Raw genomic sequence first — 17,417 nt, forward strand, 5'->3', positions numbered from 1 at the left:
GCAGTAGTGAATGACCCGCCCGGGCAACCGGGCGGGTTTTTTTTTGCCCGGCGTTCCGGCCGGCGCGCCGTTCAGGGTTTGCGCAGGGCGCCGCTGGCGGCCGCGCCGGCAGGGTAGGGGTGCAGCGCGTGCTTGTACAGCCGCCCAAGGCGCTTCACGTATTCCTGCGTTTCCGCGTACGGCGGCACCCCTTTGTACTGGTCGACGGCTTTCTCGCCGGCGTTATAGGCGGCAGCCACCAGCTGCACGTCGCCGCGGAAGTAGCCCAGCAGCCAGCGCAGGTAGGCCAGGCCGCCGCGGATATTCTGCTCGGCGTCGAACGCGTCCTTGACGCGGAAGCGCTCCGCCGTTTCGGGGATCAGCTGCATCAGGCCCTGGGCATTCCTGGGCGACACCGCGCGCGTGTTGAAGCCGGACTCGATCGCGATGATGGCCATCGCCAGCCGGGGATCGATGTCGAACTGAGGCGCCAGCATCTCCACCAGTGCGCCGATCTGCTTGCTGGCAGCCTGGTTGTAGATCACGCGCTGTTCCGGCGGCATGAGGGCGAACGGCGTGTCCGGCAGCATGCAGGCCGGCAGCGGCGTGCTGGGCGCGGCGTTGGTCAGCTGCAGCATGGCCTGGGCTTGCGGGTGGCCCTGCGCGGCGGCCATGGCAAACAGCTGGGAGGCCGCGCCATCGTCGCGCGCGGCGCCGCGGCCGTTGGCCAGCATCCAGCCGAGCGCATACTGGGCCGGCGCGCTGCCCTGGCGGGCTGCGCGGCAATACAAGGCCAGCGCCTGCGGCAGATCGCGCTGTACCCCTTCGCCATGTTCCAGCCGCGCAGCGCTGGCCAGCAGTTCGGCCACCCCGGCGCCGGTTGCCGCAGCTGCATCTGCCGCGCTTGCCGCGCCGGACTCGGCGGCGGCCGGCAGGGACAACGCCAGCAGGCAGGACATGACGGCGGCCGGCAGCGCGCCGAGGCCGGCGCGCCGCGCCTGCCGGCTACGCGGAATGTGCGGAATGTGCGGAATATGCGGAATATGCGGAATATGCGCAATGTGTGCGCTGCTGGAATACCGGTGCATGCTGCCTCCTGTGACGGCCGCCGATTGCTTAATTGTAGAGCAGTCAGGGCTGCTCGGCCTGATCTTCTTTATCCTTGGGCGACAGAAAAGCCTTGTGGAACAGATGGCGCGCCAGCAGCAGCGGCGGCATGCGCAGCCAGTTGGCGCGGATGTAGAGCAGGAAGCGCGCGGTGGGCGTCCAGGCGTCGCTGCAGCTGGCGTGGGCCGGCAGCAGCGCGCGGCCATACAGCGCATCCATCAGGCGCAGCAGCAGGGCGCCGGGACGGCCTGGCGCGGCGGCCGCCTGCGCCTCCGGCGGCAAGGGCGTATGCAGCAGCAGCGCGCTGTAGCGCAGCGCGTAGAACAGCGGACGCTGCAGCTGCAGTTGCGCCGCGCGCGCCTGTAGCGCGGGCCAGAAGCCGGGCGCGCCGCCATAGTGACGCAACAGGCCGTCCAGGTCGACCAGGTCGCGCAGGCCGTGTTCCAGTTCGCCGTCGAAGAACAGGTGGGTGGCGCTGTGCAGTACCAGGTCGGGCGGCGCCAGGATCTGCAGGCCGGGCTGGCCGGGGACGGCTTGCGCGGCTGCGCGCAGCTGCGCCGGGTCGGGATGGACCGGTGCCGTCTGCGGCAGGATCGCGTGGTGCACGTCGATGGCGCTGCCGCGCTTGACGTGCTCCATCGGCGGCAGCTCGTGCATCCACTCGCGGTAATAGCGCTGGTCGTAGGCGTCCAGGTGGGTGCTGGCCCAGCCGTGCAGCATCAGGGCCGACTCGGCGTCGTCCAGCTTGTCCTTGGGCAGCAGGATGTCGATGTCCGAGAACAGCCGGCCCCTGGCCGGCGGCAAACCCGCCGCCGCGTAGGCCGCGCCCTTGAGCAGGATCAGCGGCGTATCCAGGCCGGCCAGCGCGTGGCGGATCTGCGTCACTTCCCAGTGCACGGCCTGGCTGTGCCGCTCGGCCACCGTGCGCGACCATTCCAGATGGCGCCGCGCCGGCGCCGGGACGCGGTCCAGCTCGCCGCGTTCGCGCAGCAGGTAGTACAGGCGCGCCAGCAGGTTGGCGCTGGCGCACTGGCGCAGCAGCACGCTCCACTCGGCCTGGTCACACCGGGCCAGCAGATCAGGCTGGCGGAAGGCCAGCACGGCAAGCGGCACCGGCAACGGCAGGCGCGCGGCCGCCGCCACCGGCGCCGCCGCTTCGGCTGGCGCTGCGGCGCCGCTCATGGCTGCTCCGCCAGGCGGGCGAACAGCTCCACCGCCTCGTCCAGCTGGCTGTACTCAAAGTTGTAGCAGTGCGAGGCGCCCACCACGTCGGCCATGGCCTCGAAACCGCGCTCGGCCAGCAGGCTGTAGTTGAAGGCGTTCTCCGCCATGCGCAGCACGGTGCCGGCCTTGGGCAGGGCCGTGAGCGTGGTGGCGGCCCCGGCTTGGTAGCGCGGGAACACGATCCAGCCGGGCGCAGCCGTTTCGGCGGCGCGCGCCACGCTGCCGGCCGGCGCCTGCAGGTGCGCCACCGTGCCTTTGACGGTGTCGGCCACGGACGGACTGAATACCGGATGCTGGGGTGCCAGATAGGTTTGCATCAGCGGAATGGACGCATTTTTCAGGCTGATGGGGCGCGGCAGCGGCTGCAGGCGGCGGTCGGCCAGCTGTATCATGGCCAGTTCGTCGGACAGCAGGCGCCAGCCGCGGTGCGCCAGCGCCGCGCACAGGGTGCTCTTGCCGGAGCCGGGCGGGGCCGGCAGGATCAGCGCGCGCCCGTTGCGCTCCAGCACGGCGGCGTGGATGATCAGGCAGTCGTGCACGCGGCTCGACACGCACCAGTTCAAGCCCCACTCGAACATGGGGAAGGCTTGCGCCAGCGGGAGCGGCTTGAACAGCGACTCGCCGTTGTACATCAGCAGGACTTGGGGCCGCATCCAGCGGCGCAGCGCGGCCGGGCGCACCACTTGCAGATGGAAGTCGGCAAAGGCATCCGCGCCGTGCAGCGGGTAGCTGCCGTACAGCAGGCCCAGGCCGTGCGCCACGCTGGGCACGCTGCTTTCGAGGTGGGTGGTGTAGGCGCCGGTCTGCAGCATGATGCCGCCGTGCGCCAGGCGCCGCGCCAGTTCGGCCGGCGCCAGCGAAGACAGGGTCAGCATGCGGCCGGTTCCACCAGGTCGAGGGAGTGCAGGTCGGCCAGCAAGGCCTCCAGCTGCGGCAGCGCGCCATCGTCGAGCTGCAGGGCAGCTGCCAGTGCGGCGGCATCGGCGGCGCCGCGCTGCAGCAGGTCCAGCACTTCCACCGAGGCGGCGTCCAGCAAATGGGTATCGCCGGAGAGGTTGTTGTACAGTACGAACTGTTCGCCGTCCCAGCTACGGCTGCGCAGCCGCTGGCCCGGCATCAGGCGCCACATGCTAAGACGGATCCAGTCTGCATACCGCCCGCGTCAGCTCATGGTGCCGCGCAGGTATTGGACAATTTCCGGGCCATACCATTTTTTGCCGGCGATCGGAGTGTAGTAGCCGCGGCCCGCGCCGCCGGTGCGCCAGTACTCGTTCCAGATGGCTTGTACGCGGTCCGGCTTGAGGAAGGAGGTGTAGCCCTTGAGCGCGTTCTGGTAGGCGGCAATGATGTGCATGGCCACGTTGTCCGCGTCGCAATCCTGGTGCGTCAGCATGGTCAGCATGGTCTTGTTGTAGAAGCCGCTGCTGGACGAACAGTTGAAGCGTTTCTGGAACCGCACGCTCGGCGCGCAGCTGCTGTGCCAGGAGCTGGTGTGGTTTTTCCAGTAGCCGGGCGACAGGCCCTGGCATACCACCTGCTGCGAGCCGGGCCTGCTCAGGTTGCCCGACGCATTGCCCGACGGCGAGGTGCAGATCTCGCACGCCATGCCGGGCTGGCTTTTTACGGTCAGGATGGCGCCAACTGCCGCCGCGCCCCGGGTGGCAAAGCGGCGGCGCGCGGCGCCGGCGAATGCCGGTGTGGCGCTGCCGGCCTGGTCGGCCATGCTGGGGGCTGCGGGTGGCAGCTGAGGGGTATGCTGGTCCCCGTCGTGCTGGTCTTGGTTAGCCACGTCTGTATCCTCGGTGAGCGGTTGGCCTGCGGCCATTATCTGGTGTTGGGTAGAAACTAAGCAATAAGTGTTCCCGCGTCCGGAGGGGAACTCGGCATTGATAATAATCAAAGGCTTAGCGCATATTTTCGCCAGCCTCGCGGCCCTGCAATCAGTCTAGCCCAAAAACTGTAAGAATTCTCGACATTGTCTCACGACAACGCCGAGAAGGTGATCAGAAGTAGCTTTCCGGCACCACCAGCACGTCGCCCGGGCGCATCGGCAGATTGGCCGAGATGTCGCCGTCCTTGAGCAAGTCGTTGAGTCGCACGTTCAACTTCTGTTGCTTGCCGTCCACAGTGCGCAGGATGATGGCGCGGTTCCCGGCCGCGAAATCGGTGACGCCGCCCACGGCGATCAGCACATCGAGCAGCGACATGTCGCGGCGGTAAGGCAGGGCCTGCGGGCGGGCGGCCTGGCCGATCACCTTGATCTGCTCGCTGTACACGCCCACGAAGCCGGTCACGATGACCGTCACCACCGGCTGCTGGATGAATTTGGACAGCGCTTTTTCTATGTCGCGCGCCAGTTCGGTCGAGGTCTTGCCGCTGGCCTGCAGGTCTTCCACCAGCGGGGTGGTGATCTTGCCGTCGGGCCGCACCGGCACGCCCTGCGACACTTCCGGATTACGCCACACGACGATGCTCAGGTTGTCGCCGGGGCCGATCAGGTAGTCGGTGGCGGGCGGCGCTTCCTGCGGCAGTACCTGCTTGGTGGCGCAGCCGCCGAGGGCCAGGGCGGACAGCGCCAGGGCGCCGCAGGCCAGCCATTTCATCATGGGAGTGTTCACGTGCATTTCCTCTTATTTGGTAAAAATTCTTTTAGGCAAGATGCATGGCATTTTATGTAGCATTTTTGCATGCCTATTCTATACCAGCCCCTGCGGCAGTAGCCGCAGCGGGGGCAATATTTTTCTCAGGGCACTTTTCTCTGCAACAGTTCCTGCACGTAGCGCGACGGGATGGCGTAGGTGATGCCGCTGGGGCTGGTGATCGCGGTTTCCTTCAAGCCCTTGATGAATACCATGTTGATGATGCCGACCACGCTGCCGTCGGCCGGGTCGTACAGCGGGCTCCCGCTGTTGCCGGGATAGGCGGTGCCGTCCAGTTGCAAGATGTTGAACGGCGCGCGTTGCAGCGCAGCAACGGCGCGCGCGTCAAGCTGGCGCGAATTGGCCGAGGGCAGGATGATGGGGGTAATGGCCGACAGCATGGCGCGGTGGGTCACCGGATGCAGGCCGAGCACCATGCCCAGCGGGAAGCCGGTGAATGCCAGTTCGCGCCCTTCGCGCAGGCCGGCCGAGTCGCCCAGCTTGAGCGCCGGCAGCGGCGCGCCGCTCAGCCGCAAGTGGGCCAGGTCGTGTTCCTTGTCGACCGCCACCACGGTGGCCGGCCGGAAACTGAAGGCCGTGCCTTCGCCGGCGACCAGCACGCCGAGGGTTTCCTTCTGCTCGCTGTCAGTGAGTTCGGGCACCACGTGGGCATTGGTGATCACGCTCAGGCCGTCGCCCAGCACCACGCCGGTGCCGTTGAAGACTGCGGCCGGACTGCGCAGGCGCTGGTAGCTGCCCACGCCGACCACCGAAGGCTTGACGGCTGCGATCACGCCGCTCAGGTCGGCGGCTGCGGCGCCTGCCGAAAGCGTGCCCAGCAGCGTGAACAGCACGCCGCTGATGATGCTGCAAAGTAATTGTAGTGACGGGCGGAAACGCATAGTGGTCGATGTAGTCGCGGCGCAACAAAGATAGCAGATTTTTGCGGCAACTAGCTGTCTTTCGCACAACAAATATCGGCCAGCTTGTGTCACAATTATGCTTGCCTCTTTGGAAATACTTATTTCATCGGGTTAAATACACAAAGCTGTCTGTCTGCTGCCACACCAGGGGGCGGATGGGGCGCTATTTAGTAGTAACATGGCCTGCAAACTCATGTATCATAGTTGCGATTTGATGCATTTTAAGCAAGTCCGGTGCGCGCACCACCTCACAGACGAGATAGACGATTATGGCGGAATTACAGGCACTGCTCTTAACCTTTCTAAAAGCCATCGGCAAGTACCGGTGGTACGCCGTGGCAATCTCCTGGGTGGTGGCTATCGTCGGCTGGGCCGTGGTGTACCGGCTGCCCGACGATTACCAGGCATCGGCGCGCGTGTACGTGGACACGCAAAGTATCTTGCGGCCCTTGCTGTCGGGCATGACCAGCGTGCCCAATGTGGAGCAGCAAGTGCAGTTCATGCGCCGCACGCTGATCAGCCGTCCCAACGTTGAAAAAGTCATGCGCAGCGTGGACCTGGACATCAAAACCAAGACCGTGCAGGAGCACGAGAAGCTGGTGGATGAGCTGACCTCGCAGATCAAGGTCAGCGGCACCGAGCGCGACGACATCTACACCATCTCCTACAACAATCCCGATCCCAAGCTGGGCAAGCAGATCGTGCAGGCGCTGCTGACCCTGTTCGTGGAAGGCAGCTTCGGCGGCAAGAAGCTGGAGTCGGACAAGGCGGTGCAGTTCATCGAGGACCAGATCAAGAGCTACGAGGACAAGCTGGCCGCCGGCGAGAATGCGCTGAAGGACTTCAAGATCCAGAACATGGGCCTGCTGCCGCGCCAGGGCGCGGACTACAGCAGCACCCTGGCCGACATGAGCGACAAGCTCAACGCGGCGCGCCTGGAACTGGCCGAGGCCGAACAGGCCCGCAACGCCATCAAGCGCCAGATGGGCGGCGAAGAGCCGGCCCCGCTGACGCAGGCCCAGCAGGCGCCGGACGAGGGCATCAATCCCGAACTCGACGGCCGCATCCAGGCCACTGAAAAGAACCTGGACGCGCTGCGCCTGCAGTACACGGAAGAGCATCCGGACATCATCTCCAACAAGCGCCTGCTGGCGCAGTTGCAGCAGCGCAAGAAGGAAGAAGCCAAGAAGCGCGTGCGCAGCGCCGACCCCGGCGTCAACTACAGCCCCATGATGCAGCAGATGAACGTGGCGCTGTCGGTGGAAGAGGCGCGCGTGGCCTCGCTCAAGGCGCGCGTGGATGAATACAATATGCGCCTGGCCCGCCTGCGCAGCCAGAGCACGGCCGCGCCGGAAGTGGAAGCCCAGCTGGCGCAGCTGAACCGCGACTACCAGATCAACAAGGAAAACTACGCCAAGCTGGTGGAGCGCCGCGAAGCGGCCCGCCTGTCCGGCGACCTGACCTCGGCCACCGACATGCTGAGCTTCCGCGTGATCGATCCGCCCACCGCCTCGACCGCGCCGATCGGCCCCAACCGCCCGCGCCTGATGTCCATGGTGTTCGGCGCGGCGCTGCTGCTGGGCCTGGGCGTGGCATTGCTGATGAGCCAGATCCGCCCGACCTTCGTCAGCCAGGCGGCGCTGCGCAGCGCCACCGGCATTCCCATCCTGGGCACCATCAGCATGAACTGGACCGACCAGCAAAAGGTGCGCCGCCGGCGCCGCCTGTATGCCTTCAGCGCTGCGGTGGCAGTGCTGTTTACCGCCTACGGCGGCGTCATGGCGGCCTTGCTGCTGAAACCTATCTGATAGATCCACGGGGAATCCGATGAGCATTATTGAACGCGCGGCCAGCCGCATAGAGCACCCGAAGGACGCGCCCGCCGCCGAGAGCGCCGCGCCGGCCACCGTCCCGGCCGCAGCGGCTGAAGCCGTGCCGCTGGTGGTGGAAGCCGTCGCCGCCGCCCACGCTGCCGCCGCCACTGCGGCGCCTGCCAGCGCCCCCGCGATCGACGCCGCCGCCGCGCACGCGGAAGCCGTGGCGGCCGCCATGGCCGCCGCGCCGCACGCCGGCGCGTATTCTGCCGCCCCTGCAGTCCCCGGCGCCGCCCCTGCTGCGCCGGCTCCGGTGGAAGCCGAACTGGCCGACCTTGCCGCCGCCATGGCCGCCATGGCCGCCACGCCCGGCGCCACTGCGCCTGCCGTTGCTGCTGCACCCGCCGCTGCAGCGGCTGGGGAATCCGCCGCCGCATCCGCCGGGCCTGCTGCCTCTGCTGCGCCCGCCGTGGCCGATGGCGCGCCGCGCCGCGGCCCGCGCCGCGTGGAACTGGACCTGAAGCACATGCAGGACATCGGCTTGGTCACGGCCGCCGGCGGCCGCACCACCCTGGTCGAGGATTTCCGCGTCATCAAGCGCCCGCTGATCAAGCGCGCCTTCGGTCCGCGTCCGGCCGGCGAAAAGCCGGGCAACCTGATCATGATCACCAGCTCCTTGCCGGGCGAGGGCAAGACTTTCTGCTCGATCAACCTGGCCATGAGCATTGCCATGGAGCTGGACCACACCGTGCTGCTGGTGGACGCCGACGTGGCGCGCCCGTCCGTGCTGCGCACGCTCGGCCTGCCGGTCCAGCGCGGTCTGATGGACTTGCTGCTGGACGACAAGGTCGACATGGCCGACGTCATGCTGCGCACCAACGTCGACACGCTGACCCTGCTGCCGGCCGGCACCAGCAACCCGCGCGCCACCGAGCTGCTGGCCAGCCAGACCATGACCTCGCTGGTCTACGAAATCGCCAACCGCTACCCGGACCGTATCGTCATCTTCGATTCGCCGCCGCTGCTGCTCACCAGCGAAGCGCACGTGCTGGCCGGCCACATGGGCCAGATCGTGGTGGTGGTGGAAGCCGAGCGCACCACGCAGCACGCGGTCAAGGAAGCGCTGAGCCAGCTGGAAGGCTTGAGCAACGTCAACCTGATCTACAACAAGACCCGCGAATTCCCCGGCACCGAAACGTATGACTATCACTATGGGTAAACCGCGCCGCAAGGGCTTGGCGGTGGCGGTTGGCCTGGCAGCGCTGTCGTTGGCGCAGCCCAGCCGTGCCGATTGGAGATTCACCCCCAACCTCAGCCTGCGCGAAACCTGGACCGATAACGTCATGCTGGCCGAGGACGGCAAGGAGCAGAGCCAGTTCATCACTGAACTGACGCCGGGCTTCGTGCTGCTGAACCAGGGCCCGCGCATCGATTTCCGCGCCAGCTACAACAAGCATCTCTACAAGTACGCCGACGAGAGCCTGCGCGGCCCGAACGGCCAGGCAGCCAACAGCGGCCAGCAAACCCTGCAGGCCGACCTGAAGGCCAAGCTGATCACCGACACGCTGTTCCTCGACAGCAATGCCACCATCAGCGAGCAGGGCGTGTCCGCCTTCGGCCCGACAGTGGCCGGCGCCCCGGCCAATCCCTACGCGCCCGGCGTGAGCAGCGAGATCAAGACCTGGCGCGTGAGCCCCTATCTGCTGCACCGCTTCGGCGCGCAGGCCAACGCCGAACTGCGCTATGCGCACGACAAGGTCAGCTCCGACCGCAGCGACTTCGGCACCAGCACCAGCGACCTGATGACGCTGAACCTGGCCAGCGGCAACGCTTACCGCCTGATCGGCTGGAACCTGTATTACGCGCGCCAGAACCTGGACGACTCGATCGCGCAAAGCTCAAGCAGCCAGAACCTGATGGGCACGCTGAATTACCTGTATTCGCCGCAGCTGACGCTGACGGTGACGGCCGGCTACGACAAATACGACTACCAGTCGCTGAGCGGCGTGACCAAGGGCAAGAACTGGTCGGTGGGCGGCAGCTGGCGCCCCAGCGGGCGCACCAGCCTGCAGCTCAACGTGGGCAAGCGCTACTTCGGCGACAGCTATTTCCTGGCCGCCATGCACCGCACCCGCACCAGCATCTGGACCCTGAACTACAGCGACGCCGTCACCACCACCCGCTCGCAGTTCCAGCTACCGTCGGCGGTGAACACCTTCGCGCTGCTGGACCAGCTGTTCCAGGCGCAGATCCCGGACGCGGCGGCGCGCCGCCAGGCGGTGGAAGCCTACATCATTGCCGCCGGCCTGCCGCCCTCGCTGGCCAACAGCATCAACTACCTGAGCAACCGCTACATGCTGCAGAAGCAGCTGCAGGCGAGCGCTGCGTTCAACAGCGCGCGCGGCACCCTGGTGCTGGCGCTGGTGAATTCACGCCGCAACGGCCTGTCGCTGACCGACGTGGACGCCGGCCTGCTGGGCGGCAGCAGCAATACGCTGAACGACAACACGCGCCAGAGCAGCGCCACCGCCACGCTGAACTGGCGGCTGTCGCCGCGCACCAGCGTCAACCTGACGGGCAGCGTGAACCGGTCCGAGTCGCTGTCGCAGGACCGTACCGATAACAACCGCTCGGTCCGGCTGAGCATGACGCGCCAGTTCGCCCGCCAGGTGAACGGCAGTGTTGAGCTGCGCCGGGTCAAGGGCGTGACCGCAGTCGCCGGGCGCGACTACACCGAGAACGCCGTGTCGGCGTCCGTGAGCAAGCAGTTCTAGTGGAGTCTGGCAAGGATGTACGAAAGCTACTACGGCCTTAGCGCCAAACCGTTCCGGCTGCGCCCGGACCCGCATTTCTTCTTCGGCAGCAAGGGCCACAAGCGGGCCATGGCTTACCTGGAGTATGGCCTGTCGCAGGGCGAGGGCTTTATTGTCATCACCGGCGAAGTGGGGGCGGGCAAGACCACGCTGGTGCGCAACATGCTCAACACGCTGTCCTCGCAGCAGATCGTGGCGGCCCACATCGTCAACACCGCGCTCAATTCGGAAGACACGCTGCGCATGGTGCTGTCGGCCTTCGGCCTGCCCAGCGAGGACGCCAGCAAGAGCACCCTGCTGACGCGCCTGGAAGCTTTCCTGCGCGCCTGCGACCAGCAGGGCCGCCGCGCGCTGCTGGTGGTGGACGAGGCGCAGAACCTCACGCCGCGCACGGTGGAAGAGCTGCGCATGCTGTCGAACTTCCAGACCGACGACAAGTCGCTGCTGCAGACCTTCCTGCTGGGCCAGCCCGAATTCCGCGCCACCCTGCACAGCCCGGACATGCAGCAGCTGCGCCAGCGCGTGATCGCCACCTACCACCTGGGCCCGATGGACGCGCAGGAAACCCAGGCCTACATCGAGCACCGCCTGCACACCGTGGGCTGGAACAACGACCCGGCCTTCACGCCGGAGGCGCATGCGGCCATCTACGCCTTCAGCGGCGGCATCCCGCGCATGACCAACGCGCTGTGCGACCGCCTGCTGCTGATGGGCTTCCTGGAAGAGCTGCACGAATTCAGCGGCGCCCACGTGGAAGAAGTGATCAAGGACATCGCCAGCGAGTTCCAGGCGCCGCCGGAACCGGCCAAGGTGCAGGTGGACGAGGCCGACATGGCCGTGGTCAACGCGGCCTACCCGGACGGCATGGACGAACGCATGATGCGCCTGGAGCGCTCGATGGGATCGGTGCTCAACATCCTCAAGAAAATCGTCGCCGCGCCGGCCTCGCAAGGCAGCCTGGGCAACCTGGGCAGCCCCAACACGCCGGCCGGCAATGCGGCCGCGCAGGACAACAACGAATGAGCGCCTTCCGCATCCTCTGCGTGGTGGGAGCGCGCCCCAATTTCATGAAGATGGCGCCCATCATGGCGGCGCTGTCGGCGCTGCGCCCGCAGGTCGAGGTGAAGCTGGTGCACACCGGCCAGCACTACGACGTGGCCATGAACCACCAGTACTTCGAGGCGCTCGGCATCCCGTCGCCGGAAATCAACCTGGAAGTCGGTTCCGGCAGCCACGCGCAGCAGACCGCCGAGGTGATGAAGAAATTCGAGCCCGCGCTGGACGAAGTGCAGCCGACCGCCGTGCTGGTGGTGGGCGACGTCAATTCCACCATCGCCTGCGCGCTGGTGGCGGCCAAGAAGGGCGTGCCGGTGATCCACGTGGAAGCTGGCCTGCGCAGCTTCGACCGCGCCATGCCGGAAGAAATCAATCGCGTGCTGACCGACCAGATCTCGGACCTGCTGTTTACCACCGAGGAAAGCGGCGAGGAAAACCTGCTGCGCGAAGGCGTGGCGGCGCACCGCATCCAGTTCGTCGGCAACGTGATGATCGATACCCTGGTGCGCAACCTGCCGCGCGCCGTTCCCGCGGCCGCCATCGTGGCCGACGCCGGCCGGCCCGGCCTGGCCGACGGCGCCGAAGGCTACGCCGTGCTGACCCTGCACCGTCCCTCCAATGTGGACGATCCGGCCGTGCTGCGCACCCTGCTGGAGACGGCGGCCACGATTGCGCAGCGCACGCCGGTGATCTTCCCGCTGCATCCGCGCACGCGCGGCATGATAGAGAAGGCCGGCCTGAACCACCTGGTGGAAACGGACAAGGTGCTGCTGCTGCCGCCCATGGGCTACCTGGAGATGCTGGGCCTGATGAAGCAGGCGCGCGTGGTGCTGACCGATTCGGGCGGCATCCAGGAAGAGACCACTGCGCTGGGCGTGCCCTGTATTACCCTGCGCAACAACACCGAGCGTCCGATCACGGTGGACCAGGGCACCAACACCATCGCCGGGCAGGACCCCGGCAAGATCCTCGCCATCTACGAGGAAGTGATGGCAGGCGGCGGCAAGGCCGGCCGCGTGCCGCGCTTCTGGGACGGCCAGGCCGCCGTGCGTATCGCCGCCGCGCTGCAAGCGTGGATGCAGAACGGATGCAAAACATCATGACAGCCCCAATCCCGACCCGCGCCCCCATCCGCAACGCCATGACCATCGACGTGGAAGACTACTTCCAGGTCTCCGCCTTTGCGCCCTACATCGCGCGCGACAGCTGGCCGGACCGCGAATGCCGCGTGGAAGCCAATATCGACCGCATCCTGGCCATCCTGGAAGCGGGCAATGTGCACGCCACCTTCTTCACGCTGGGCTGGATCGCCGAGCGCTACCCGGCCATGGTCAAGCGCATCGTGGCCGGCGGCCACGAGCTGGCCAGCCACGGCTACGGCCACCTGCGCGCCTCCGACCAGGACCGCGCCGCCTTCATGCAGGATATCAGCAGCAGCAAGGCCATCCTGGAAGACCTGGGCGGCCAGGCCGTGCTGGGCTACCGCGCGCCCAGCTTCTCCATCGGCCACGCCAACCTGTGGGCGCTGGACGCCCTGAGCGAGGCCGGCTACCGCTACAGTTCCAGCATCTACCCGGTGCAGCACGACCACTACGGCATGCCGGACGCGCCGCGCTTCGCCTGGCACCCGGACAATGCCGGCGGCCTGCTGGAAGTGCCCATCACCACCGTGCGCATGGGCGCGCGCAACCTGCCGGCCGGCGGCGGCGGCTACTTCCGCCTGCTGCCGTATTCGCTGTCGCGCTGGATGATGCGCAAGGTGAACCAGGACGACGGCCAGCCCGCCATCTTCTACTTCCACCCCTGGGAGATCGACCCCGGCCAGCCGCGGCCCGACGGCATCAACCTGAAGACGCGCTTCCGCCACTACGTCAACCTGGCCAGGATGGACGGCCGCATCCAGGCCCTCACGCGCGATTTCGCGTGGGACCGCATGGACCGCATTTTCCTGGGCAAGGCATGAGCTCCGTGATCGACGCGGCGCCCGCCGTGGCCACCCTCAAGCTGCTCACCCCGGCCGACTACGGCCGCTGGGACGCCTTCGTGCGCGCCACGCCGCACGCCACCTTCTTCCACCTGAGCGCCTGGCAGACCCTGATCCAGCGCTGCTACGGCCACAAGACCTGGTTCTACTACGTGGAGCAGGACGGCGAGATCCAGGGCATCCTGGGCCTGTGCCAGATCAAGAGCCGCCTGTTCGGCCACTCGCTCAGCTCCCTGCCGTTCTGCGTGCACGGCGGCGTGGTGGCGCTGAACGACCACGCGCGCGCCATGCTGGACGCGGCGGCCGGCAAGCTGGCCGATGAACTGGGCGCGGGCCACCTGGAATACCGCAACATCGAACCGACCGGCAAGCCGGGCTGGCACGTGAAGGACTTGTACGTTACCTTCCGCAAGGCCATCAGCGCCGACCACGAGGAAAACATGAATGCCATCCCGCGCAAGCAGCGCGCGATGGTACGCAAGGGCATCAAGTGCGGGCTCACGGCGGAAATCGACCAGACCGTGGACCGCTTCTTCCACATCTACGCCACCAGCGTGCTGCGCCTGGGCACGCCGGTGTTCCCGAAGAAGTACTTCGCGCTGATCAAGGAGCTGTTCGGCGAGCAGTGCGAAATCCGCATCATCGTCAAGGACGGCGAGCCGGTGGCCGGCGTGATGAGCTTCTTCTGGCGCGACGAGGTGCTGCCTTACTACGGCGGCAGCATGCCCATCGCGCGCGAAGTGGCCGGCAACGACTTCATGTACTGGAACCTGATGGAGGCGTCGGTGGAGCGCGGCGTGCGCGTGTTCGACTTCGGCCGCAGCAAGCTCGGTACCGGCGCCTACGACTTCAAGAAGAACTGGGGCTTCAGCGCCACGCCGCTGGCCTATGAATACCAGATGCACGCGGCCAGCGAACTGCCGGACAACAATCCGCTGAACCCGAAGTACCAGCTGTTCATCAAGCTGTGGAAGAAGCTGCCGCTGCCGCTGGCCAATCTGCTTGGACCGCATATCGTCCGCAGCCTGGGATAGCGCCATGGACAACCTGCTCCTGCTGGTGCACCGGATACCGTACCCGCCCAACAAAGGCGACAAGATCCGCTCCTACCATTTGCTCAAGCACCTGGCGGAGCACTACCGCGTGCACCTGGCCACCTTCGTCGACGACGAGGACGACTGGCAGCACGTGCCGCGCCTGGAAGCGCTGACCGCCAGCGCGCACTTCGCGCCGCTGCATCCGAAGAAGGCACGCGTGCGCAGTCTGGGCGCGCTGCTGGGCAACCGTTCACTGTCGCTGGACTACTACCGCGACGCCGGCCTGCGGCGCTGGGTGGACGACACCGTGCAGCGCGAAGGCATCAGCCGCATCGTGGTGTTCTCCTCGGCCATGGCGCAATACGCCGAGGCTTATCCGGACGCCACCCGCGTGGTCGATTTCGTCGACGTCGATTCCGACAAGTGGCGCCAGTACGCCGAGAAAAAGTCCTGGCCCGTGAGCATGCTGTACGCGCACGAGGCGCGCCAGCTGCTGGCCTACGAGCGCCGCGTGGCGCGCGAGTGCGATGCGGCGCTGTTCGTGTCCGAACCGGAGGCCAACCTGTTCCGCAAGCTGGCGCCCGAGAGCGCGGCGCGCACTGGCCACTTCAGCAACGGCGTCGACACGGTGTACTTCGCGCCCGGCGCCGCCTACGATCATCCCTACGCGGCCGGCGAGCAGGCGCTGGTGTTTACCGGCGCCATGGACTACTGGCCGAACGTGGACGCCGTCACCTGGTTCGCGCAGGAAGTCCTGCCGGCCGTGCGTGCGCGCCATCCGCGCGCCGTGTTCTACATCGTCGGCGCGCGGCCCGCGTCCGAGGTGCAGGAACTGGCAGCGCTGCCCGGCGTGGTGGTCACCGGCACGGTGCCGGACGTGCGGCCCTATGTGGCGCACGCCGCGCTGTGCGTGGCGCCGCTGCGCATCGCGCGCGGCATCCAGAACAAGGTATTGGAAGCGATGGCGATGGCGCGCACGGTGGTGGTGTCGCCGCAGGCGCTGGAGGGCATCCAGGCCGAACCGGGCCGCGAGCTGCTGCTGGCGGCCGATGCGCCGGCCTTCATCGCCGCCGTAAACGGCGCGCTGGACCGGCCCGATGCCGCCATCGGCCGCGCCGCGCGCGCCACGGTGGAACTTCTGTATGGCTGGAACAGCCATCTGGCCCAGGTCCGCGCCCTGCTGGAGAGCGGCCGCCCCGAGAGGAAAGAAGCATGACGTCCAGTATCCTGCCATCGGCCGCCGACGAAGCCGCTGCCGCTGCCGGCACCGCAGCCGGCACCGCGGCGCCCGCGCCGGGCGCGCGCAAGGCCTTGCTGCTGCTGACCGTGGTGGCGCTGCTGCTGCCCTTCGTGGCCTACTTCGCCACCGCGCGCTCCATCGTCGAGATCTGGGACAGCTCCGGCACCTTCACCCACGGCTACGTGATCCTGCCGATCAGCCTGTGGCTGGTGTGGCAGCGCCGCGACGCCATCGCCCAGCTGCCGGCCGCGCCCTATTGGCCCGCGCTGCTGGCGCTGGCAGCCTGCGGCGCCGCCTGGCTGCTGGCCGAATTCGGCGACGTGCAGATCGTGCGCCACTACGCCTTCGTCGCCATGCTGCCGCTGGTGGTGCTGGCGCTGCTGGGCAAGCGCATCGCCTGGGCGCTGGCGTTCCCGCTGGCCTTCCTGCTGTTCGCGGTGCCCTTCGGCGACGTGTTCATCAATCCGCTGATCGGCGTCACCGCCGACTTCACCGTGTGGGCGCTGCGCGCCACCGGCATCCCGGTACTGCGCGACGGCACCAATTTCTCCATCCCCAGCGGCAACTGGTCGGTGGTGGAAGCCTGCAGCGGCGTGCGCTACCTGATCGCTTCCGTCACGCTGGGCTGCCTGTACGCCTACCTGACCTTCCGCAGCACCTGGCGCCGCGCGCTGTTCATCCTGGCCTCGGTGCTGGTGCCCATCCTGGCCAACGGCCTGCGCGCCTACATGATCGTGATGCTGGGCCACCTGAGCGGCATGACGGTGGCGGTCGGCGTCGACCACCTGATCTACGGCTGGCTGTTCTTCGGCCTGGTGATGTTCCTGCTGTTCTGGCTGGGCAGCCTGTGGCGCGAGGACGCGCCTGCGGACGAGCAGAGCGCCCCGGCGCGCGCGGCAGCTGTCGCTGCGGCGTCGGCCGGCAGCGCCCCGTCCAGCCGCTTCGCCGCCGCCGTGCTGGCGATTGCCGCCTGCGTCGGCGTATGGCCGGCCTACGCCGCCTGGCTGGCGCAGCGCGAAGGCGCCGCCGCGCCCGCCGAACTGGCCAGCTTCCAGGGCGCCTGGCCGCAGGCCGCACCGTTCGCGCGCTGGTCGCCGAGCTACCCGGCCGCCAGCGCCGAACTGCAGCAGTATTTCGCCCAGGCCGACGGCCGCCACCCCGGCCATCCGGTCGGCCTGCACCTGCGCTACTACCGCAAGCAGGACCACAACACCAAGCTGATCAGCTCGGTGAACCGCATGGCGGGCGAAAAGGACGCGAACTGGCACAGCGTGGCCTCCGGGCTGCGCGACGAGAACGTGGGCGGCCGCACGATCACCGTGCGCGAAAGCACGCTGGCCGGCGCCGGCGGGCGCCTGCTGGTGTGGAACTGGTACTGGGTGGACGGCCGCTACACCGCCAACGATTACCTCGGCAAGGTGCTGCAGGTGAAGCAGAAAGTACTCACCGGCAGCGACGACGGCGCCGCCGTCATGGTCTTCTCGCCGTTCGAGGACAAGCCGGAGCCGGCGCGCGCCGCCATGCGCGAATTCCTGGCGGCGAACCTGGCGCGGGTGGATGCCACCCTGGACGCGAACAAACGCAAATAACAAGGAAAGCGC

Annotated in this window: 16 protein-coding genes; 9 read left to right on the forward strand and 7 right to left on the reverse strand. The window is 67.4% G+C overall.

Features of this window, described 5'->3' with window-relative positions; genetic code table 11:
- Positions 1-71 precede the first annotated feature (71 nt).
- From ASC94_RS22785 to ASC94_RS22815, 7 genes are all read right to left on the reverse strand, one after another.
- On the reverse strand, positions 72-1,067 hold the full coding sequence (locus tag ASC94_RS22785) for a transglycosylase SLT domain-containing protein (protein WP_056401041.1): 996 nt from the start codon (positions 1,065-1,067) through the stop codon (positions 72-74).
- Positions 1,068-1,110: 43 nt separating this feature from the next.
- The gene (locus tag ASC94_RS22790; RefSeq protein ID WP_082616761.1) at positions 1,111-2,268 is read right to left on the reverse strand and encodes a nucleotidyltransferase family protein; all 1,158 of its coding nucleotides are present in this window, start codon (positions 2,266-2,268) and stop codon (positions 1,111-1,113) included.
- Positions 2,265-3,185, reverse strand: a complete 921-nt coding sequence (locus ASC94_RS22795; RefSeq protein ID WP_056401042.1) for an HprK-related kinase A — start codon at positions 3,183-3,185, stop codon at positions 2,265-2,267. Before ASC94_RS22795 ends, ASC94_RS22790 begins: the two co-directional genes overlap by 4 nt.
- The gene (locus ASC94_RS22800; protein WP_056401045.1) at positions 3,179-3,439 is read right to left on the reverse strand and encodes an HPr-rel-A system PqqD family peptide chaperone; all 261 of its coding nucleotides are present in this window, start codon (positions 3,437-3,439) and stop codon (positions 3,179-3,181) included. The genes ASC94_RS22795 and ASC94_RS22800 overlap by 7 nt, the downstream gene beginning before the upstream one ends.
- Before the next feature lie 33 nt (positions 3,440-3,472).
- Positions 3,473-4,099 (reverse strand): hypothetical protein, encoded by a 627-nt coding sequence (locus tag ASC94_RS22805; protein WP_157201550.1) that lies wholly within the window; start codon positions 4,097-4,099, stop codon positions 3,473-3,475.
- Positions 4,100-4,313: 214 nt separating this feature from the next.
- Positions 4,314-4,916: an XrtA/PEP-CTERM system exopolysaccharide export protein gene (locus ASC94_RS22810; RefSeq protein WP_373888135.1), complete on the reverse strand. Its 603-nt coding sequence runs from the start codon at positions 4,914-4,916 to the stop codon at positions 4,314-4,316.
- 137 nt (positions 4,917-5,053) lie between these two features.
- Positions 5,054-5,851, reverse strand: a complete 798-nt coding sequence (locus tag ASC94_RS22815; RefSeq protein WP_082616762.1) for a serine protease — start codon at positions 5,849-5,851, stop codon at positions 5,054-5,056.
- A gap of 290 nt (positions 5,852-6,141) precedes the next feature.
- On the opposite strand from ASC94_RS22815, the gene ASC94_RS22820 reads away from it, so the two are divergent.
- From ASC94_RS22820 to xrtA, 9 genes are read left to right on the forward strand one after another with little or no spacing between them, the layout of a single operon-like run.
- Positions 6,142-7,680: an XrtA system polysaccharide chain length determinant gene (locus tag ASC94_RS22820; RefSeq protein WP_056401058.1), complete on the forward strand. Its 1,539-nt coding sequence runs from the start codon at positions 6,142-6,144 to the stop codon at positions 7,678-7,680.
- Between the two features lie 19 nt (positions 7,681-7,699).
- A complete protein-coding gene (locus ASC94_RS22825; protein WP_373888134.1) occupies positions 7,700-8,905 on the forward strand; it encodes an XrtA-associated tyrosine autokinase in 1,206 nt (401 codons plus the stop codon).
- Complete coding sequence (locus ASC94_RS22830) at positions 8,898-10,460, forward strand: TIGR03016 family PEP-CTERM system-associated outer membrane protein (RefSeq protein ID WP_056401061.1); 1,563 nt, start codon at positions 8,898-8,900, stop codon at positions 10,458-10,460. Before ASC94_RS22825 ends, ASC94_RS22830 begins: the two co-directional genes overlap by 8 nt.
- A gap of 15 nt (positions 10,461-10,475) precedes the next feature.
- Positions 10,476-11,522, forward strand: a complete 1,047-nt coding sequence (locus tag ASC94_RS22835) for an XrtA/PEP-CTERM system-associated ATPase (protein ID WP_082616764.1) — start codon at positions 10,476-10,478, stop codon at positions 11,520-11,522.
- The gene (gene wecB / locus ASC94_RS22840; protein ID WP_056401064.1) at positions 11,519-12,658 is read left to right on the forward strand and encodes a non-hydrolyzing UDP-N-acetylglucosamine 2-epimerase; all 1,140 of its coding nucleotides are present in this window, start codon (positions 11,519-11,521) and stop codon (positions 12,656-12,658) included. The genes ASC94_RS22835 and wecB overlap by 4 nt, the downstream gene beginning before the upstream one ends.
- Positions 12,655-13,518, forward strand: a complete 864-nt coding sequence (locus ASC94_RS22845; protein ID WP_056401068.1) for an XrtA system polysaccharide deacetylase — start codon at positions 12,655-12,657, stop codon at positions 13,516-13,518. The genes wecB and ASC94_RS22845 overlap by 4 nt, the downstream gene beginning before the upstream one ends.
- Positions 13,515-14,573 carry a FemAB family XrtA/PEP-CTERM system-associated protein gene (locus ASC94_RS22850; protein ID WP_056401069.1) on the forward strand — a complete coding sequence of 353 codons (1,059 nt, stop codon included), beginning with the start codon at positions 13,515-13,517 and terminating at the stop codon, positions 14,571-14,573. The genes ASC94_RS22845 and ASC94_RS22850 overlap by 4 nt, the downstream gene beginning before the upstream one ends.
- 4 nt (positions 14,574-14,577) lie before the next feature.
- A complete protein-coding gene (locus tag ASC94_RS22855) occupies positions 14,578-15,792 on the forward strand; it encodes a TIGR03087 family PEP-CTERM/XrtA system glycosyltransferase (protein ID WP_056401553.1) in 1,215 nt (404 codons plus the stop codon).
- Positions 15,789-17,405, forward strand: coding sequence for an exosortase A (gene xrtA / locus ASC94_RS22860; RefSeq protein WP_082616765.1), 1,617 nt, complete (start codon positions 15,789-15,791; stop codon positions 17,403-17,405). Before ASC94_RS22855 ends, xrtA begins: the two co-directional genes overlap by 4 nt.
- Positions 17,406-17,417 lie beyond the last annotated feature (12 nt).

Source organism: Massilia sp. Root418 (genome assembly GCF_001425265.1).
Taxonomy (GTDB): domain Bacteria; phylum Pseudomonadota; class Gammaproteobacteria; order Burkholderiales; family Burkholderiaceae_D; genus Rugamonas.